Annotated in this window: 15 protein-coding genes; 12 read left to right on the forward strand and 3 right to left on the reverse strand. The window is 37.5% G+C overall.

Annotated elements, in window-relative coordinates:
- The first annotated feature begins 61 nt into the window (after positions 1-61).
- The 7 genes from arcA to FFM71_RS09450 all read left to right on the forward strand — a co-directional run bounded on the left by arcA (position 62) and on the right by FFM71_RS09450 (position 9,257).
- On the forward strand, positions 62-1,291 hold the full coding sequence (arcA, locus tag FFM71_RS09420) for an arginine deiminase (RefSeq protein ID WP_137611917.1): 1,230 nt from the start codon (positions 62-64) through the stop codon (positions 1,289-1,291).
- A 54-nt stretch (positions 1,292-1,345) separates the two neighbouring features.
- Entirely contained in the window at positions 1,346-2,389 is a 1,044-nt protein-coding gene (argF, locus tag FFM71_RS09425) for an ornithine carbamoyltransferase (protein ID WP_137611918.1), read from the forward strand.
- A 79-nt stretch (positions 2,390-2,468) separates the two neighbouring features.
- Positions 2,469-3,881 carry an arginine-ornithine antiporter gene (arcD, locus tag FFM71_RS09430; RefSeq protein WP_137611919.1) on the forward strand — a complete coding sequence of 471 codons (1,413 nt, stop codon included), beginning with the start codon at positions 2,469-2,471 and terminating at the stop codon, positions 3,879-3,881.
- Between the two features lie 12 nt (positions 3,882-3,893).
- Positions 3,894-5,000 carry an aminotransferase gene (locus FFM71_RS09435; RefSeq protein WP_137611920.1) on the forward strand — a complete coding sequence of 369 codons (1,107 nt, stop codon included), beginning with the start codon at positions 3,894-3,896 and terminating at the stop codon, positions 4,998-5,000.
- Positions 5,001-5,034: 34 nt separating this feature from the next.
- On the forward strand, positions 5,035-5,976 hold the full coding sequence (arcC, locus tag FFM71_RS09440) for a carbamate kinase (protein ID WP_137611921.1): 942 nt from the start codon (positions 5,035-5,037) through the stop codon (positions 5,974-5,976).
- Between the two features lie 654 nt (positions 5,977-6,630).
- On the forward strand, positions 6,631-8,325 hold the full coding sequence (gene argS, locus FFM71_RS09445; RefSeq protein WP_137611922.1) for an arginine--tRNA ligase: 1,695 nt from the start codon (positions 6,631-6,633) through the stop codon (positions 8,323-8,325).
- Between the two features lie 11 nt (positions 8,326-8,336).
- Complete coding sequence (locus FFM71_RS09450; RefSeq protein WP_171000525.1) at positions 8,337-9,257, forward strand: prenyltransferase; 921 nt, start codon at positions 8,337-8,339, stop codon at positions 9,255-9,257.
- Between the two features lie 71 nt (positions 9,258-9,328).
- Here the strand turns inward: FFM71_RS09450 and FFM71_RS09455 are convergent, their stop codons facing one another.
- A complete protein-coding gene (locus FFM71_RS09455) occupies positions 9,329-10,243 on the reverse strand; it encodes an RluA family pseudouridine synthase (RefSeq protein ID WP_137611924.1) in 915 nt (304 codons plus the stop codon).
- Between the two features lie 547 nt (positions 10,244-10,790).
- Between FFM71_RS09455 and FFM71_RS09460 the strand changes: the two genes are divergently transcribed.
- From FFM71_RS09460 to FFM71_RS09480, 5 genes are read left to right on the forward strand one after another with little or no spacing between them, the layout of a single operon-like run.
- A complete protein-coding gene (locus tag FFM71_RS09460; RefSeq protein WP_137611925.1) occupies positions 10,791-12,863 on the forward strand; it encodes a PBP1A family penicillin-binding protein in 2,073 nt (690 codons plus the stop codon).
- Between the two features lie 9 nt (positions 12,864-12,872).
- Positions 12,873-13,214 (forward strand): YlbF family regulator, encoded by a 342-nt coding sequence (locus FFM71_RS09465; protein WP_137611926.1) that lies wholly within the window; start codon positions 12,873-12,875, stop codon positions 13,212-13,214.
- A gap of 60 nt (positions 13,215-13,274) precedes the next feature.
- Positions 13,275-14,438 (forward strand): metallophosphoesterase family protein, encoded by a 1,164-nt coding sequence (locus FFM71_RS09470; protein WP_137611927.1) that lies wholly within the window; start codon positions 13,275-13,277, stop codon positions 14,436-14,438.
- Between the two features lie 2 nt (positions 14,439-14,440).
- Positions 14,441-16,873: an ATP-binding protein gene (locus FFM71_RS09475; protein WP_171000526.1), complete on the forward strand. Its 2,433-nt coding sequence runs from the start codon at positions 14,441-14,443 to the stop codon at positions 16,871-16,873.
- A complete protein-coding gene (locus FFM71_RS09480; RefSeq protein WP_373278801.1) occupies positions 16,860-17,804 on the forward strand; it encodes a 3'-5' exoribonuclease YhaM family protein in 945 nt (314 codons plus the stop codon). The genes FFM71_RS09475 and FFM71_RS09480 overlap by 14 nt, the downstream gene beginning before the upstream one ends.
- 484 nt (positions 17,805-18,288) lie before the next feature.
- Here FFM71_RS09480 and FFM71_RS09485 read toward each other — a convergent pair whose 3' ends face one another.
- Positions 18,289-19,656: an Nramp family divalent metal transporter gene (locus FFM71_RS09485; RefSeq protein ID WP_373278802.1), complete on the reverse strand. Its 1,368-nt coding sequence runs from the start codon at positions 19,654-19,656 to the stop codon at positions 18,289-18,291.
- Positions 19,657-19,710: 54 nt separating this feature from the next.
- Entirely contained in the window at positions 19,711-20,172 is a 462-nt protein-coding gene (locus FFM71_RS09490; protein ID WP_137611931.1) for a universal stress protein, read from the reverse strand.
- Positions 20,173-21,587: the final 1,415 nt, after the last annotated feature.

The following is a 21,587-nucleotide window of genomic DNA, read 5'->3' on the forward strand; positions in this document are numbered from 1 at the left end:
ATATACCTGTCCGATATAGTAGATGTCGGTAACGGAATTCAAAATTAAGGAGTGATTTTTTATGACAAAACCAATCCATGTTACTTCAGAAATTGGGAAATTAGATGTAGTGATGTTGAAACGTCCAGGACAGGAAGTTGAAAACATTACACCCGACACAATGCCCCGACTATTGTTCGATGACATCCCATATTTACCAATTGCCCAAAAGGAACATGATAACTTTGCACAGATTTTGAGAGATAACGGAACAGAAGTCCTTTATCTTGATGATTTAGCAGCCGAGGCTATCGATGCCGGAAACATCAAAGATGCTTTCGTTGAAAAGATGCTTCGTGAATCTGATTATGCTACTGGTGCCGATCATGACGCATTGAAGGAATTCTTGATGAGTCTCGACACACCAGCTTTAGTAAATCAATTGATGATCGGTGTTCGTAAGAATGACATTGACTTTACCCCGACAGACCTTGTCAGTGCCGCTGAAGACTCAGATTATCCATTCTTCATGGATCCTATGCCAAACCTCTATTTCACTAGAGATCCGGCAGCTTCAATTGGTGAAGGATTAAGTATTAACCATATGACTTTCGCTGCAAGACAACGTGAATCAATGTTTATGGAAGCTATTATTGATCATCACCCACGTTTTGCTGACAAAGGATTACATGTATGGCGCGACAGAAACCACACACACCGTATCGAAGGTGGAGACGAATTAGTACTTAGTGATCATGTCTTAGCAATTGGTGTTTCTCAAAGAACATCAGCAACTGCTATTCAAGATATTGCTAGAAATCTCTTTGCTGAAGGCACATACGATACAGTTGTTGCTATCAGAATTCCACATAACCACGCTATGATGCATTTGGACACTGTATTTACAATGATCAACTATGATCAATTTACAGTTCACCCAGGTATTCTTGGCGAAGGTGGCAAGATTGATACATGGACGATCCATCCAACTAAAGATGGTGATTTGACTATGGAACACAGTCAAGACTTGAAGGGTGTACTAAAGAAGGTACTTAACCTAGATGACCTTGACTTGATTCCAACAGGTAACGGTGATCCAATCATTGCACCTAGAGAACAATGGAACGATGGTTCTAACACTTTGGCAATCGCACCAGGTGTCGTAGTTACTTATGATAGAAACTACGTATCTAACGAAATTCTTAGACAACACGGCTTGAAGGTATTGGAGACAGTATCAAGTGAATTATCACGTGGTCGTGGGGGCCCTCGTTGTATGAGTATGCCATTAGTTCGTGAGGACTTAAAATAGTTTTAATATAATTAGAACTAAGTGATAAACTAATTCTAATACTCACTAGGAGGAATGATTTTGGATTATAAAGGTAAAGAAACTTCAGTATTTCAAGGTAGAAGTCTTTTAGCAGAAAAGGACTACACACCCGAAGAATTAGAATATTTAATTGATTTCGGACTACATTTAAAGGCCCTCAAGAAGAAGGGTATTCCTCATCATTATCTAGAAGGCAAGAACATTGCATTGTTATTCGAAAAGAATTCAACACGTACACGTTCAGCTTTCACAACTGCAGCTATTGATTTAGGTGCACATCCAGAATTCTTAGGATCAAATGATATCCAACTTGGAAGCAAGGAAAGTGTTGAAGATACTGGTCGTGTACTTGGTAGTATGTTCGATGGTATCGAATTCCGTGGATTCTCACAAAAGACCGTTGAAGGACTTGCTAAATTCTCAGGCGTTCCTGTATGGAATGGTTTGACTGATGAATGGCACCCAACACAAATGTTGGCTGACTTTATGACAATGAAAGAAACTTTCGGCGACATTAAAGGAAAGACTTTGACATTCGTTGGTGATGGTCGTAACAATATGGCCAACAGTTTCTTAGTTACAGGTTCAATGTTGGGTGTAAATATCCATATCGTTGCTCCTAAGGAATTATTCCCAGAACAAAGTGTTATCGATACAGCTCAAGCATATGCTGACAAATCAGGTAGCAAGTTCATGATTACTGACAACATTGAAGAAGGTGTTAAAGGCACTAACGTTATCTATACTGACGTATGGGTATCAATGGGTGAAGAAAGTCAATGGGACGAAAGAATTAAATTACTCAAGCCATATCAAGTAAACATGGATATGATCAAGAAGACAGGTCAACCAGATGACCAAATCATCTTCATGCACTGTCTACCTGCTTTCCATGATACAAATACAAAATATGGACAAGACATCAAGGCTAAATATGGTCTAAATGAAATGGAAGTAACAGACGAAGTCTTCAGAAGCAAATATGCACGTCAATTTGAAGAAGCTGAAAACAGAATGCACTCCATTAAAGCCATTATGGCAGCAACTCTAGGTAACTTGTTCATCCCTAAGGTTTAATCAGTTATTGGAGAAGGGGCTAATCATATAATGGTTGGCCCTTTTTTCATTCTGAATTTTTTAAAAAGGAATGATTAGTATGGAAGAAAAAAAGGGTCTATCACTAGGAGCTCTGACAGCAACTGTTGTTACGAGTTCCATTGGCTCAGGTGTATTTACCTTAACAAGCTCACTAGCAGGTGGTGCTGCCCCTGGTCCGGTTTTACTAGCATGGTTGGTGGTTGGATTCGGTATTATGATGTTGGCCTTATCGCTCAATAATCTTTTACTGAAGCAACCCGAATCAGAAGGAATTCAAGCTTATGCACAAGCAGGATTTGGAAATTTTGCTGGCTTTGTCAGTGGATGGGGATATTGGTTGAGTGCGTGGCTTGGAAACGTGGCCTTTGCGACCGTTTTAATGAGTTCGTTAGGTTATTTCTTCCCAATTTTTAAAGGTGGACAAAACATTCCGTCGGTAATCTTTGCGAGTATCGTTTCCTGGATGTTGACCTTTATTGTTAATCGAGGTGTTGAATCAGCTGCGGCAATGAATACGGTCATTACGATCTGCAAGCTGATTCCGTTGTTTGCATTTATCATTGTAGGGATTTTTGTTTTCAAAGGTGGTATCTTCACAGCTCACTTCTGGTCCAACGTGGCCTCTGGGGTGGCTGGAAATACCAGTGTTAGTGGACAGTTTAGGTCTTGTTTGATGATTATGATGTGGGTTTTCGTAGGTGTTGAAGGAGCAAGTATGTTGTCATCACGTGCTCAAGATAAGAATGACGCCGGAAAAGCTACTATCATTGGAATCGTCAGTTTATTAGTTATTTATGTTTTAGCATCAGTTTTGCCATATGGTTACTTGTCACAGAGCGAGTTAGCTCGAATGGATCAACCAGCCATGCTTTATATTTTTCAGGAAATGGTTGGAAAATGGGGTGGCGTTTTCATCGGCGTTGGTCTAGTGGTTGCAATCGTTGGAGCTTGGTTGTCATGGACAATGCTACCAGCTGATACGACAATGTTGATGGCTGAAGACAAACTCTTGCCAGCTTCATTTGGTAAAAAAAATAAGAATGGTGCACCAACCTTTTCATTGGTGTTAACAGCTTCATTGATTCAAGTTTTCCTAGTTGTTCTATTGTTCTCTAAGGAGGCTTATAACTTTGCGCTTTCACTTTGTACGGCAGCTATCGTCGTTTGCTATATCTTCGTTGGTTTATACCAAATCAAATTTTCACTCCAAAATAAAGATATGAAACAACTTTGGATCGGTATCTTCGCAGCTGCTTTTCAAGTAATTGCCATCGTTTTAGCAGGTCTACATTTCTTGATGTTAGTCTGTATTGGTTATTTACCAGGGATTTATTTCTATTATCGAGCTAAGAAAGATTACAACTTAGACGGTGGAAAGCTAACAAATTCGGAAATTATGTGGTCAATTATGATTGTTATTTTCGCAATTATAAGTATTTTCATGGTCGCAACGGGAGCAATTAAAATCTAGGAAGTGTTTGAAATGAAAATAGCCGGATTTGGCGTTGAAGAGTGGTTAAATGTCCACGAACGAGAAGCTAAATATGATTTAGCTCAAAGCACGATCACTTCATTTTCGATGAATGAACTTCAAAATTTAACTCAAGCTGATATCTACGGTCAACTTGATGAACAGAAAATGAATTATGGATGGATCGAAGGTTCACCAACGTTTAAAAAAGGAATTAGCCAAATGTATCAGAATGTTGACCCCGATAATATTCTGCAGACAAATGGTGCTACCGGTGCCAATCTCTTAGCAATTTATTCACTGATCGAACCAGGTGACCATGTCATCAGCGTTTATCCAAGTTATCAGCAACTCTACGATATCCCGAGATCATTAGGGGCTGATGTTAGCTTTTGGAAATTACGTGAAGAAAAGAATTGGTATCCAGATATTGAAGAATTAAAAAGATTGATTCGCCCTAATACTAAAATGATTTGTATCAATAATGCTAACAATCCAACTGGAACAATTTTGGATAGGAAATTTCTGGAACAAGTTGTCGCAATTGCCAAAGAAGTTGGTGCTTATATTTTAGTAGATGAGGTTTACTTACCATTCGACGAATCAGTTGATTATGCACCGATTGTTGATCTTTATAAAAAAGGTATTTCGACAAATTCGTTGTCTAAAACGTACTCCATGCCCGGAATTCGTGTTGGTTGGACGGCTACTAATAGTGAAATAGCCGATATTTTTCGAAAATATCGTGACTATACGATGATCTGTTCCGGTGTTTTCAACGACCAAATGGCCTGTTTAGTATTAGAAAATAGGGATAAGATTTTGGCACGTAATAAGAGGATCGTGTTAGGTAATTTAGCTTATTTCAAAAACTGGGTGGAGGAGACTCCCAAGGTTAGCTGTGTCTTCCCAAATGGTGTGTCGACGTCATTTGTTAAATTAGACACGAAGAAATCAAGCTTAGAATTTTGCCGTGATTTATTAAAAGATACTGGGGTCCTACTTGTCCCAGGTGAAGCATTCGATGTACCCGGCTATGCAAGGTTAGGTTACTGTGCACCGCACGCAACACTTACCAAAGGGTTAGAAGTTTTAGGAGCATATTTACAAGACAATTAAAAATAAATTCGCTTATTCTGAGGAGAAAACGATTATGACAAAAGAACGTATTGTGGTTGCTTTAGGTGGTAATGCTATTTTAAGTACAGACGCAAGTGCAACAGCTCAACAGGCAGCTGTGAAGAAGACTTGTGAATCACTTGTTGAATTCGTGAAGAGTGACAAAGATTTGATTATTACACATGGTAATGGTCCTCAAGTTGGTAACCTATTGTTGCAACAAGCAGCAGCTGATAGTGTGAAGAATCCAGCATTGCCACTTGATACATGTGGAGCCATGACTGAAGGAAGTATCGGTTATTGGTTCCAAAATTCAATGAAAGAAGTCATGCTTAAAAATGATATTAATAAGCAAGTTGTGACTTTGATCACCCAAACAATTGTTGATAAAGATGACCCAGCCTTTAAAGATCCAACAAAGCCAATCGGACCATTTTATAAAGAAGATGAGGTTTCAGGCCTTCAAGCAGATCATCCAGATTGGACAATTGTTGAAGATTCAGGCCGTGGTTACAGACGTGTAGTTCCATCACCAAAGCCGGTTGAGATCAATGAATATCCAGCAATTGAAGCTATTTCAAAAGCGGGCGTTATTCCTATCGTTGCCGGTGGTGGCGGTATTCCAGTAGTGAAAGATGGCGACCGTTTAATCGGTAAAGAAGCCGTAATTGATAAAGATTTTGGTGCCTCAAAGATTGCTCAATTAGTTGATGCGGATCAATTGATTATTTTGACTTCTGTGGGGGGAGTATTTTATAACTTTGGCAAGCCTAATCAAGAAGAAATTTTTGACGTAGCTGCCGACGATATTCAAAAACATATTGATAATGACGAATTTGCTAAGGGAAGTATGATGCCTAAAGTTCAAGCTGCAGTTGCCTTTGTTAAAGCAACAGGCAAACCAGCCGTTATCGGTGCTTTGGATGATGTTAAAGAAATTATTGCAGGTAAAAAGGGAACAGTTATTCATAAATAACGTAATGTGGCAGTTAGATATTCCGTCTCCAGAGCTGTAGCTCTTAAATATCAAATTTGTTGTTATTTTTTCTAATTATCGTTGTATCTAGAAAACGTCTTAGATTGGTTTATCAAGCCTTTTTGAGAGTAATTGATTGACATTAAGTATCAGACAATGATATTAACTAAATATTACTATGAATTAGTTTATTAAAAGAAATTAGTCGTAAGGGTAGAGAATATTTACCAGATGTGGGAGTGGCGTTATGGCTTTAGCCATTACACCACCGGGCGAGTTTGGATACTTGCGGTTTGTGCAAGGATTCAAACCGAGGTCCGAGACCGCATTTTGGCTCGGGCCGTTCCGCATAGCAGGTGAATATTCTCTACCCTGGAGACGGCATATATTAAATAATTATTGTTATTGATGGCGTTATATGCTATCATACTCATGCAAAAGAGGGATTAATTGATCATAAGATTTAAAGCGAGGCTAAGCATTGGTGAGAGTTAGCTATTTCGAAGATCAAGTCGCACCCGTCTTAATAAAATTAAATAATTCAATTAATGAGTGGATATTAATCAATTAGAGTGGTACCGCGGGAAATCTCGTCTCTTTCAATGAACAACTGTTTATTGAGAGAGGCGTTTTTTTTATCTAAAGGAGGAAAATATGGATTTTAAACAACAAGTAGTAGATACACTAGTTAAGGTTTTACCAGAAGACATTACAGAGGAACAAGTTTCAAACTTGATTGAGAAGCCTAAGACTTCAGATCTTGGTGACTATGCCTTCCCAACATTTATTTTGGCAAAGACATTGCACAAAGCACCTAATATGATTGCTGAAGATTTGGTTGGCAAAATCGACACGACTGGTTTTGAAAAAGTCGTTAACACTGGTGCCTACATTAATTTCTTCTCAGATAAAGCAGCTTTCTCAAACAGCGTGCTACATGAAGTTTTAACTAAACAAGATGAATTTGGTAATGCTGATGACGGTAAGGGACGTAATGTTCCTATCGATATGTCATCACCTAATATCGCTAAACCAATGTCAATGGGACACTTACGTTCAACTGTTATTGGTAACTCAATTGCTAAAATCATTACAAAATTAAATTATCAACCAGTAAAAATCAATCACTTAGGTGACTGGGGAACTCAATTTGGTAAGTTGATCGTTGGTTACAAACTTTGGGGTTCAGTTGAAGAAGTTGAAGCTGATCCAATCAACAATCTTTTGAAATACTATGTTCGTTTCCACAAGGAAGCTGAAGATAAACCAGAACTTGACGATGAGGCTCGTGCATGGTTTAAGAAGATGGAAGATGGTGACGAAGAAGCACTTTCACTTTGGTCATGGTTCAAGGAACTTTCATTGAAGGAATTCCAAACAATCTATGATCGTCTTGATGTTCAATTTGATCACTTCACTGGTGAATCATTCTACAATGACAAGATGGATGCTATCGTTGATACACTTGAAGAAAAGGGCCTTCTTAAAGAAAGCCGTGGTGCTGAGATCGTTGATTTATCAGAATACGATCTTTCACCAGCTTTGATCAAGAAGACTGATGGTGCAACACTTTACATCACTCGTGACTTGGCTGCTGCTAAGTACCGTAAAGATACTTTTGACTTCGTTAAATCACTTTATGTTGTTGGTAGTGAACAAGCAGAGCACTTTACTAAATTAAAGATTGTTTTAAAGAAGATGGGTTACGCCTGGTCAGACGATATTGATTACATCCCATTTGGTTTGATCACAACTGGTGGCAAGAAACTTTCAACTCGTAAAGGGAATGTTATCTTGTTAGATGATGTGCTAAACGATGCTGTTAACCTTGCTAAGAAACAAATTGAAGAAAAGAATCCAAATCTTAAGAATAAAGATGCCGTTGCTGAAGCAGTTGGTGTTGGTGCGGTTGTCTTCCATGATTTGAAGAATGATCGTCGTGATAGTTTTGACTTTAATCTTGAAGAAGTTGTTCGTTTTGAAGGTGAAACTGGTCCTTATGTTCAATATACAAATGCTCGTGCATTAAGTATTTTGAGAAAAGCTGGGAATGTTGATTACAGCAATGCTAAAGACTTGTCTGTTACTGATCCAGAAGCTTGGGACACTATCAAGATGCTTCAAAACTTCCCTAACATTGTGGAACGTGCCGCTAAGGATTACGAACCATCAGTTGTTGCTAAGTATGTTTTGAAGTTAGCTAAGAGTTTCAATCAATATTACGCACACAGCAAAATTTTATCTGATGACGAAGGCTTGAAAGCAAGACTTGCATTAGTTAAGTCAGTTTCAATTGTTCTTCAAATGTCATTAGGATTATTAGGTGTTAAAGCTCCAGAAGAAATGTAGGGTGAATCGGTTTGGATAGAAAACTTTTCAGCGAACTATCAGAAATAAAAACAACCACGCTAGACTTAGCATGGTTGTTACTGGCAATAGGTTTTTCTTATCTGAATTATGGAACCTTTAATTTCTTATACGGACTCTTAGGCTTTGTCGTTGTATTCTTTATTCATTTATTTATTAATTTTCATAATAATTATATGGATTATAAAAATTCAACTAATGAAGAGTATCGTGAAAAGATTAGTACCATTGGTATTAATCGCGAATCATTGGCAATAGTCAGAAAATGGATGTACGGTTTGGCCATTTTTCCATTAATTATTGGGGCTTATCTGGTATATCGAACAGGTTGGATTACTTTGGCGATCGGGGTCGCAGGAGTTTTGATCGGTTTGTTATACTCAGCAGGTCCTAAGCCGCTGAACTCAACAATGTTTGGGGAAGCAGCGGTGGCTATTGCCATAAGCCAGCTAGTTCCAACGGCCTACTCCTATCTAGGGCTTGTCGGAACAGCTAAGTTTGATTCTAGTACTGCCATTTCGGTAATCATAATCTGTTTGCCCAATACATTCGCATTCTTCTGTGCGGAGTTGAGTAATGGAACTTGTGATCTAGAAGCAGACGTTAAAAATGGTCGTCACACATTGGTTAGTAAAGTAGGAAAAGCCAATGCATTAAGTTTGTTCAAAGCTAGTTGGTCCTTAGCCTTCCTGCTAGTTCCAATTCTAGCTATTTTAAAAGTAGTACCTTGCATTACACTGTTAATCGTGCTACTTTATCCAAATATCTGGGACGATATTCGTCCTTATCTGAAGGAACAAGTTAAGACAAAAACGTATCCTTTAGTAATCAAAGCTGTAAGTAAATTCTCCGTAACATATATTTTATTAATCGCTGTCGGGGCGGTTATTAAACTAGTTATGTCAGTGATTTAATTACAGCCAGCTCAGAAAAAGTCAAAAAATCACTCCTAAAACTTCTTTCTGAATATAAAAGAAGAGCTCACCTAATTGTCGGGATTAGGTGAGCTTTTTGGTTGCTTTAAAATAGCACATATTAAATTATACATATTTTCGGGCAATTTTGCTTGGATAATTTTTCTTTTGTCGGTAAAAGGTTGGCTAAATGTCAATTTGTGTGCAAATAAGAATAAGTTTCCAGCTTTTTCGTGCGGATTATAGAGCACATCATTTACGATTGGCCAATGGTTATATGCCAAATGAACACGTAATTGATGAGTTCGACCGGTCAATAAATTTAATTTTAACAGTGCAAATTCAGAATTTCTTTCAATAACTTGATAATTAGTTGTGGCATTCAAACCGTCAGCAGTAACCATACGTTTACGAACATCCGTGGGATCCTGACCAATTGGTTGATTTATCGTACCAGAATCCTCAATAGGGGCGTCAAGATTAACTAAGGCTAAGTATTCACGATGAAGTGTTTTGCTACTTAGTTGGCGATTAAATATTGGAACCAAATAAGGAGTTTTACTTATCAAAACTAAGCCAGAGGTTTCCATATCGATTCGATGAACCATGTAGGGATGACCATCTTTAAGATAAGCTTCAACATCATTCATTAAAGAGTCATCCTCAGTTGCCAAATTCGGATGGGTTTTCTTACCGGCAGCCTTATTGACAACGATAATATCTTCATCCTCGTAGACAACCTCGATTGGGTCATGCCCGGGCAAGTAGTGTTGCTCAGTCCGAGGTGGAAAATTAAAGTTCAAAGTTATGACATCTAAATCGTGGACAATAGTGTTAAAGGAATGATATTGACCATTGATAAGCACATCCTCTTGAATGCGGAAAAAATGCTGCCACTTTTTTGGAATTAGCCATTTTTTCAAAAGTTCTCGAATGGTCAAGCTTTCATGGTTTTCACGATGATATGTAATGATTTTCTGGTACATTTTAGGACTCCTCGGGTGAATATATTATGTCGTCCCCAGAGCAGAGAAATATTCATTGGCTGTGCGGACCAGTCTGAGTCAAAAAGTAGACGCGTTTTGAAACTCGGTTTGAATCCTTGCACAAACTGTAAGTATCTACCACTTCCACTGTCCACAAATATTTTTCAGTTCTTCTGACTAGACATGCGATTATTAATTTTTTAATAATACGCATTTTAATTCTGCAAAAACATTATTGAAAGAATCACAGAAGTATAACTTCATATTTTTAATAATAAATTAATAGAGAACAACTAGTCGGAAGAGCTGGGAGTATTCACCAGCAGTGAGAGTGATGTTAGAGCTTTAGCTCTTACATCACTGGACGTGTTGGAAGACTTGCGGTTTGTGCAAGGCTTCCAACCGAGGCCCGAGACCGTACTTTGGCTCGGACCGGTCCGCACAGCAGGTGAATACTCCCAGCTCTGGAGACGGCCCTTTTTAAACAACTTTTTTAAATCTCAACATAATGTGATAAAATTTGTTCTTATACAGAGGTATTTAAACAATGAATAATAACAATGTTTTTTGGGCTTGGCTTAAGCCTAAATTACTAGTTGCTTGGTCTTTTATAAAAAAATATTGGAAGAGATATCAGCTTACAAGATGGTTGATCTTGCTTGTTTTGACATTGATCTTGGTCTTGAGTAGTTATTGGACATACAAGGCTAAGACGAGCAACGTGGACGATTTACAATCATCGTTGCAAACGAAGACGACTATTTTAGATAAAGACGGCGATGACGCCGGTCAATTATATGCTAATAAGGGTACTTACGTTAGTTATGATAAAATTTCTAAAAATATTCAGAATGCGGTAACTTCGACTGAGGATCGAACTTTTTGGACCAATCCGGGATTCAGTATTAAAGGGTACGCTAGAGCAGCGCTTGGATACGTTATTCATCACGGTATTTCCGGTGGTGGTAGCACATTAACACAACAGTTAGCTAAAAATTCACTTTTGACTCAGAAACAAACCTTGGCTAGAAAAGGTGAAGAACTTTTCTTATCGATTGAAATTAATCGAGTTTATTCAAAAAAGGAAATTATTACTATGTATCTGAATAATGCTTACTTTGGTAACGGAGTCTGGGGTGTTCAGGATGCTTCCGAGAAATACTTCGGTAAAAATGCTTCTGAACTGAATCCTGCTGAAGCAGCTGACTTAGCCGGTATTTTAAAAGCACCAAATAATTACAATCCAATTGACAGTATGAGTAATTCAACGGCACGTCGAAATTTGGTTTTAGACTTGATGGTTGAAAATAATAAATTGACGTCTTCACAAGCCACTTATTATAAGAATACCGCAATTGCTTTGAATGACAATTATGAAGTTGGTAGTTCTTACAAGTATCCATATTTCTTTGATGCCGTTATTGACGAAGCTGTTAATAAGTATGGTCTTAAAGAAGATGATATTTTGAATAAGGGCTATAAAATTTATACGACTTTGGATCAGAAAATTCAAAGTTCAATGCAGACGTCGTTTGACAATAGTTACTTGTTCCCAAGCAATTCCGCCGATGGAACCAAGGTTCAGGGTGCTTCAGTTGCTGTTGATCCTAAAAATGGTGGGATTTTAGCGGTCGTTGGTGGTCGTGGCGATCACACATTCCGTGGCTTTAATCGAGCTACACAAATGAGGCGGCAACCTGGTTCGACAATTAAACCATTAGCCGTTTATACGCCAGCAATTGAAAATGGTTACAGTTATGATTCAGAGTTACCTGATAAAATCACTAGTTTTGGTAAAAATAAATATACACCAACTAATGCAGACGGAATTTATCAAGATACATTACCAATGTACAAGGCTTTGTATCAAAGTGAAAATGTTCCAGCTGTAGCTCTGTTAGATAAAATTGGCGTCAAAAAAGGTGTCAATTCAGTTGAAAACTTTGGTATCAAAGTACATAAGAATGATCAAAATCTCGCCTTAGCATTGGGTGGTTTGGAAACAGGTGTCTCACCACTTCAAATGGCACGAGCATATACTGCCTTTGCTAATGAAGGAAAACTTTCTGATACACACTTTATTACTAAAGTCGTCGATTCAACTGGTACTGTGTTGGTTAATAATACAAACAGTTCGACAAAGCAAATTATCAGTAAGAATACTGCTAAAGAAATGACTAGTATGATGCTTGGTGTCTACAATGAAGGTACTGGTAAACTTGCTAAACCGGCTGGTTATCAAATTGCGGGTAAGACTGGTAGTACTGAAGTTCCTGAATCTTATGGTTATGCTGGTACTAAGGATCAGTGGATGATAGGGTACACGCCCGATGTCGTAGTCGCTAGTTGGATGGGTTACGATAATACTGACAAGGATCACTTCTTATCTGGTGCCAATGAGAATGGTATGTCGACGTTATTTAAGAATGAAATGTCGAATATTTTACCAGACACCAAAGCTACTAGTTTTGGTGTTAAGGATGCGTCAAGTTTAGCCGAAGGAAATACTTCTGATAGTGGCAATAATGATATTGCTAAATCTATCCAAGATGGGGTAAACAACGTTAAAAATAAAGCCACAGAATGGTATAATGATGTTAAGAACTTTTTTGGTCAATAGGAGGACTATATGAACATTTACGATAGCGCTAATCAACTTGAACAAGATTTGAGAAAGACAACTGAAGTTGCTGATTTAAAGCTTGCTTTCGAAGCTGTTAAAGCTAATGACTTGGCTTTCAAACTTTTTGACAAGGTTCAAACAAAACAATTTGAACTTCAACAAAAACAAATGCAAGGTCAAGAAATCACGGATGACGACATTAATGGAATGCGTGAATTAACAGACCAACTTTCAAATTACACTGAAATCCAAAACTTAATGGAAAAAGAGCAAAAGATGAATTCAATGATGGATGAATTGAACAAAATCATTTCAAAGCCTATCGCAGAAATTTATCAAGATAAATAACAAGGACTTAGGGCTTAAGTAATTTGCTCAAGTCCTTTTCTTTTACAAGGGAGTTTTAGCATGAAGTTTTTGCACGCAGCAGATTTACATTTGGATACACCTTTTATTGGCATTAGTAATTTTTCAAAAGAATTACAAAAACAACTGCAAGATTCAACTTATCAAGCGGCTAAAAAACTCTTTGAAACTGCGGTGACTGAGCAGGTTGATTTTGTTATTCTAGCGGGCGATATTTTTGACGATACCGATAGTTCGCTTAAGGCACAAATGTTTTTGAAAGCTGAATTTGAAAAATTAAATCAAGCCAAGATCAAGGTCTATTTAATTTACGGTAATCATGATTATTATCGCAATAATTTTGCTGTGGTTAAATTTCCTAAGAATGTGACAGTTTTTGGACCAGAGGTTTCAACTGTTGAGCAGATAACTAAAGACGGTCAGCACGTTGGATTGACTGGTTTTAGTTATCATCAACAACATATCAATCAGGCCATAGGCAAGGAATATCCTAGTCGTGGTGATTTTGACTACCAAATCGGTATTTTACATGCCGGCGTCGGGGATGATAACTATGCGCCATTTCAGGTTAGTGATTTATTGCAAAAAGGTTATGATTACTGGGCCCTGGGACATATTCATAAACGTCAAATTCTTCATGAATCACCTATGGTCGTTTATTCTGGCGATATCCAAGGTCGAAACCAAAATGATATCAATCCGAAGGGTTTTTACATCGTCACAGTTGAGAACCATGTTACTGAAATGAAGTTTGTTAAGAGTAGTATTTACACGTGGGATAAGGCAACGATTGAGTCGAGAACGGAAGATACAGTTGATTCCTTGATCAACAAAATCACCGATATTCTGGACAACCCAACATTATTGTTGACGTTAACTATTAATAACGCACAGAAGTTGAGTATTGATGTATTGAAAACTATTAATCGTAATGAAATTTTGCAACATTTTAATCAAATTCAAACTCAAAGTGTTCTATATAAAATTTATTTGAAATTCAATGACAATCCGCAATTGTCACAAATTGACCAAAAATATTGGGATGAGGCTGAGAAGAAAGCCATTAATTTAGATGATATTAAGGATCTCGATAGTAAGTTGTATTCATCAAGTATTATCCGTGATCATATTAATGATCCTGATTTCTTGAAAGTCATCACGGAAATGACTCGTAATACGATCAATCAAAAATATACTGGAGAGTAATCGTGAAATTAGTTAAAGCAAACATCTATGGTTTCGGTAAGTGGATCGACCAAAAATTTAACTTTGAACAAGATTATCAGGTTATTTTTGGTGACAACGAAGCTGGGAAAACGACACTGTTGAATTTCATTCAGAGCATCCTTTTTGGATTTGCTTCAGCACGTGGCGATAATAAATTTTTACAATATAAACCCCGTAATAGTGGTAAATACGGTGGGGAATTAGTTTTTAAAGATGACGACAATAGCTTTTGGACAGTACGTCGAATTGATGGTAAAGGTGACGGAGAAGTGACGCTTTATCATGATGATGAAGAAGTTCCAGTCAGTTTGTTGTCGGAAATTATCGGTAGTTTTACAAAAACTGATTTTGAGAATACTCATGTATTTGACGACAAAAGTATTTTGTCAATCTATGGCTTAGATGAAACTAAATTAGAAACTGAAGTGATGTCGATTGGTGCTGTGGGTAGTAAAGAATGGTTATCCACCGCCGATAGTTTGGAACATTCAGCTGACGATATTTATAAGCCTCGTGGTCAAAAGCAACCGTTAATCGTCAATTTGAAAAAACAAGATGAGTTGGCTGAAGAGAAATCAGAAATTGAGAATCAGCAAGCAGCTTATCAACGAGTCAAGTCAGAATTGGATAAAGTTGAAAAAGATTTCAATGATAATGCAGTTTTATTGAAGCAGGCTAGTGAAGCTGAAAACAATTTACGTAATTTAGATAAGAAGTGGTCACGTTACGAGAAGTTGCAGCAGAGCCAAGATCCGAACCACACCTCGGGTCGTTTGATTCAAAGCGAAGATTGGGAACTGGTTTTAAAAGCTAATCAAGAATTGAGTACACTCAAGGAAACTTCAACGTCCACTAGGATTGCCGATTTAGATAATGTTGAAAAAAACGTTCTCAAAAATTATCGAATTAATCAAACACGTTTAGATTATGTTCGCAATCAGAAGTTTGAATTACAAAATCTACAATTTCATCGTGACGATATGAATTCCAAACTTTTGAAAGTTGATACTCAAGTGGATCAACTATTCAAAAATCATCCCGAATTGTCGGAGCATATGTTGCCGTTAACTGGGGATGAGATTGACCAATTGACGCCACAGGTCAATAAGGGAAACAATATTCCTTTGATTGTCTGTGGGTTAGCAGTAGTTTTTGCTTTTATAATTAGTCCATTACGTTGGATATTCATTTTGGTAGCCATTGCAAGTGGTGGTTGGTATTGGTATCAAGATCGTGTTAGCAGTGCTAAAGCTGACTTAGGTAATTATCAATTTTTGCAAGATAAGGGTTATGGTGGCCTTTCTAGAGAAGCCATTTTAGGTATTCAAGGAACTGTGATTGCCCTGGATAATTATCACACGACTCAGAACGGATTAACTGATGGTATCAAGTCGATTGAAGTTGACTTGAACAAGTGGCGTAAGATCCTTTTGGAATTAAATGTTGTTGATGAATCTTATAAAGATGACAATTATAATGAACAGATTGAGAAATACTTTGCCCGTTTGGATCAGATTCAAGCCAAGGCAGATATTGCCGAACAGAGTCAGGCCCAAACACAAAAGATTGCCGATAATCGTGAAAGACGGTTAACGCAGTTGAATAAAGAAATTTTTGCGATTTTGCAGAAGTATCAAGCAATCAATATGAATATGTTCACACAGATGCATACACAACAAATCGAGAATCAAAAGACTTTGTCACAAATTAAGCAAGATCAAGATTTCCTTGGAACTGACTTATCAGAGTTACAAAAATATGCTGACCACAATGTTTTGAGTGAAGAGTTGAATCAAGCGACAGCTAAAAAGAATGCTTTGGCAGATAAGAATAATGAGTTTAGTCGTCAGATGGGTTCATTAAAAGAACAGATGCAACAGATTTTTGACAATAAACAGTATCAACATATTGTTAGCGAATTAGCTCAAAATAGACAGGATATTATTGAGAATTATGATGAATGGATTTCGAACAAATTGGCCAGCAGTTGGATTCGAAATATGCTGAACATTGCGACTGAGAATCGTTATCCGAAGATGATAGAAAAGGCAACGCAGTATTTTAGTTTGCTGACGAATCATCATTATATTAAAATTGATTTCAAGAGCCGAGATATTGTAGTTACAAGTGCTAACAAAAATGTCTTCGATGTTCATGAATTGTCGAAAGCAACAACGATTCAACTGTATTTAGCTCTACGTTTGGCCTTTGTGACGGAAATTTCCGATTTGATAAAGTTGCCAATTTTGATTGACGATGCCTTTGTTGATTTCGATCTTTCGCGTAAAGAGAATGTCTTTGAATTGATTCAAGAGATTGCCGAGACGAATCAAGTAATTTATGTAACTGCTAACCAACCTGAAGGGGTTCCAGAAGACCATATTTTAAAATTGGAGGAGAATGAAATTGCCTAAGCAGATAATTGATTTTAATAAAGGTGAAGACATGAGTTTGGAAGTTATTATCAAACGTTCCGACTTTCGTTTAGCCAAGAATGGTAAAAACTTCTTATCATTAGTATTTGAAGATAAATCAGGTCAGATTCCTGGTAAATATTGGGATGCTAGTGAGTCAGATGCCGAAAAATTTCACGTTGGTACAATTGTTCAATTAGAAGGACGTCGTGATTTATACCAAGGCAAACCCCAAGTTAACATTACCCGTTTGGGATTATTGGATTCTGAAACAGTTGATATGTCACAATTCGTTCAGACTGCTCCAATGAAAAAAGCCGATATGGAAAATGAATTCGATGATGTTTTCTTGCAGATTACCAATGGTTCGTGGAACCGTATTGTCAGATATTTGTTCAAAGAGTATCATGACCGTTTCTTCACTAGTGCTGCGGCTAAAAGCAACCATCATGATTTTCAAGGTGGCTTAGCCTATCATACTTTGAGCATGGTAAGGATGGCCGAAAGTATTTCAGACCAGTACCCACAAATAAATCGGGCACTCCTAATTGCAGGAGCATGTTTGCATGACTTTGGTAAAATTATCGAGTTAACAGGAAGCCTAGATATTGAATATACTTTCGAAGGAAACATGTTAGGCCACATTACGATAGTTGATGAAGAAATTGTAAAAGCGGCACAGGAGCTCAAAATCAGCCTTGAAAGCGAAGATATGATCTTACTTCGCCATATGATCTTGTCACATCACGGATTATTGGAATACGGCTCTCCTGAACGTCCCAAAATTTTGGAGGCAGAAGTGTTACACAATATTGATATGATGGATGCTTCAATCAATATGATAACCAAGGCAATTGATAAGACAGAAAATGGCAAATTTTCCGAACGAATCTTTGGTCTTGATAATCGAGCCTTTTATAAACATAGCTAATTAATGCCGTCTCCAGAGCTGAGAGTATTAACCTGCTATGCGGACCGGTTAATACTCTCAGCTCTTTCAACTAAGTTATATCTATTTTAGTAATTGATGAAAATAAAAAAAGAGTTATTTTTACTTGGATTAACCTGATATCCTTAAGTGAAAAATAACTCTTTTTTGAATCAAAATTAAATCGTAATTAAATGTTGAAATAATAGGCAATTTTTTATTTTTATATCCGCTTTGAGAAGAAACCGGAATATTGACCATCTTAAAGTATTTAAAATAATATTAGTTATCATAGTCGCACTAGCTGGAAGGTTGGAGGGAGAGATGTAACCAGCAGTGGTAGTGGTGTTAGGGCGTTTCGCCCTTAAAGCACAGGACGTGTTTTGAAATTCGCGGTTTTTGCGAAGTTCAAAACCGAGACTTGAGACCTTGGCTCAAGTCGGTCCCACAGCCGGTTTACATCTCTCCCTCCAACCTGGAGGCGGCATTAAAAAATCGTGGTCCAAATCAACTGCACATTTAAAATAACTAAAATGACAGCCACGATCCAAGAGAGATACTTGACCCATTTCCGATTAACAAAAGCTCCCATCAATTTCTTATCACTAGTAAAAATAATCAATGGAATCATTGCGAATGGCAATGCTACTGATAGGAAGACTTGCGAGAATGTTAACAGACTTTCAATTTTAGCTTCGTTACCTTTGTAATAAATAGCGAAAGCCAAAACTGGGGTGATTGAAATCAATCGTGTTAAAAGTCTCTGTGCCCAAAGAGGCATTCTCAAGTGGATGAATCCTTCCATAATTATTTGTCCAGCAAGTGTTCCAGTGATAGTTGAGCTTTGACCAGATGCTAATAGTGCAATTGCAAAGAGCATGCTCAACATTGGACTGGCAATGGCACCGACAATTTTCGAATTGCTTAAAGCATTGAATAAATCGACGAAACGTCCTAAATCACTATGAGTTCCATAAAATAAAGCAGCACCTAATATCAATAGCAAACTGTTGACAACAAAGGCGATTGTTAATTGAATATTTGAATCAGCAATTGTAAAGCGAATCGTCTTTTTAACTGAAGCATGATCGTGAATATCATACTTTCTAGTTTGAGAAATAGATGAGCCAAGGTACAAGTCGTGTGGCATAACTGTTGCACCGACAATACCTAGTGCCATGTATAGCATTGGTTGATTAGTTAAAATTTTAGCTCTAGGAACATACCCACCCAAGACTCCTAAGGAATCAGGTTTTGATAGAAAGACTTCATATGCGAAAACCAACAAGATGACAGCCACTAAAGTAGCGACGATTGCCTCAATTTTGTGGAATCCTAAACGCATTAAAAATAGTAAAATCAAAACATCGAAGGCGGTAATTGTAATACCAAGAATCAGTGGAAATCCAAATAGTAATTCCAGCGCAATACCAGAACCAATTATTTCCGCCACATCGGTTGCCATGATAGCGGCTTCAGTAATAATCCAAAGAATGAAACCACCGACCTTTGACGTCCGGTCTCGTGTTAACTGGGCTAAGTCCCTTCCAGTAACAATACCTAAACGGGCTGACATTGCCTGTAAAAGCATAGCAATTAAACTTGATAGTAAAACAACACTCAGTAGGGTGTACTTGAATTGAGCACCACCACCAATAGAAGTTATCCAGTTACCAGGATCCATGTAACCAACAGCAATCAATGCGCCAGGGCCCGTGTATGCTAGCAGAGTTTTAAAATAGCCGGCATTGTCAGGAACATCAATTGAGCCATTGATCTCGTCAAGGCTCTTTCGTTGTTTGCCAGTACCCTCAATGAATTTGCTTTCGTGTTCTTTATCATTCTTATGTTTCAAAATGACAAGACCTCTTTTCGTAGTTTGTTGATCCTACTTGTGAGGTTCCTTTTTTTAACGGACTACAATAACCGAAACAGGTGCTCGCTTAGCTAATCGGGGTCCAATTGCACCACTAATTTTAGAGTGAGGGAATTGAGTATCAGCTCCAGTTACTATCAAATCCGGTTTAAAGTCTGGAATCACACGTTCTAAGATGACGTCGTCAACATCGCCACCCTCATAGGCAAGAGGTTCAACTTTTTCCAAACCATTCTCTTCGGCTGCTTTAACATACTGTTCGACCGCTTGTTTGAGATCATCACGTTTGGCACTGATTCTTGATGGTGTCAAAGAATCAAAAATATTAATATCCTCGCTTTCCATCACCGAAACAATTCCTAGTGTGGCATCGTAGTCGTTTGCTAAAGTAATGGCAAAACGAAAGGCACGAGTATTTGATTCATGATCATCCTCATCGACCGTAAGTAAAATACGTCTGTAAACTAAAGGATCCTGAACTGCATTTTTATCCATAATATATTCCTCCTGATACCTTTATCATACATGTGTCTAAGGGCAGCGCAAGTAGGAGAGACCACAGTCAGGAGCTTCTAAAAATAAATTAAAAGGGTTCATAATTCTTAAGTTAACAGTAGCTAACAAAAATAGTTTAGCTTGAATCTCAAGTTAAATAATAATGTCATTGATGTGTAATTAAAGGTTGAAAGTTTAGTTAAGTATGCCGTTTCCAGAGCTGGGAGTATTCAATTGCTGCGCGGAACGGCCCGAGCCTGGGAAGCGGTCTCGAACCTCGGTTGAAGCCTCGCAAAACCCGCGAGGCTTCAACACGCCCGGTGGTGTAATTGCTGAAGCAATAACGCCACTTTCGCTGCAAATGAATACTCTCAGCTCTTCCAACTAGTTTATTTTTTTAATAGACGGAACAATAAAATGAGGATTTCTGAGTATTTAAATAAATTAGCTCTAGGCCTGTAATAGCAATCGTTAGATTAATTTTTCACCTTTCAACCTTCAGTATGTAATTAATAACATCCTACCCAATTATAATTATTATTGTTGCAGTTGTATCAGTTATTGAGAAAATTGTTTGGTTATTTGAAAAATATTTATAACGGCATTTAACTTTTTTAATAATCAAATAATTAAGTATGATACAACTTATCTTTGTTGATTTTACTATTTAACTCAAGGTTGAAAGTTTAGTTAAGTATGCCGTTTCCAGAGCTGAGAGTATTCATGTGCTGCGCGGAACGGCCCGAGCCTGGGAAGCGGTCTCGAACCTCGGTTGAAGCCTCGCAAAACCCGCGAGTCTTCAACACGCCCGGTGGTGTAATTGCTGAAGCAATAACGCCACTTTCGCTGCAAATGAATACTCTCAGCTCTTCCAACTAGTTAATTTTTTTAATGATGGGAATAATAAAATGGAAACTTCTGATTATTTAAAATCAGGCTTTAAATAAATTAGCTCTAGGCCTGTAACAATAATGGTTAGATTAATTTTTCACCTTTCAACCTTCAGTTATTTAATGATTGACAAAATAATTATTGATATATTTTTATACTTCTATAACCAAATTTAAGAAAGAACTAGTTTATTTATGAAAGGTTTTTCTGTTGTAAGAAATAAACTAGCCGGAGATTGTCAGTAAATATAGTACGCAGTGGAGGTGGCGTTATGGCTTCAGCCATTACACCACGGGGCGAGTTTGGATACTTGCGGTTTGTGCAAGGATTCAAATCGAGGTGCGAGACGAGGCTGCTGAAAAACTATAGTATTTTTTTAATAAGGATTCATGGAATTCAAAAATGGCACGTTAATTGATGTTTTCAACCAATTAGCGTGCCATTTTTTCTATTATTTACTTATTTTCTTTGCTTTTTTCCTTTAACAATTGTTGGATTCGTTTCATATTCACACAAAAAATCGT

This window comes from Companilactobacillus huachuanensis, assembly GCF_005404815.1.
GTDB lineage: Bacteria > Bacillota > Bacilli > Lactobacillales > Lactobacillaceae > Companilactobacillus > Companilactobacillus huachuanensis.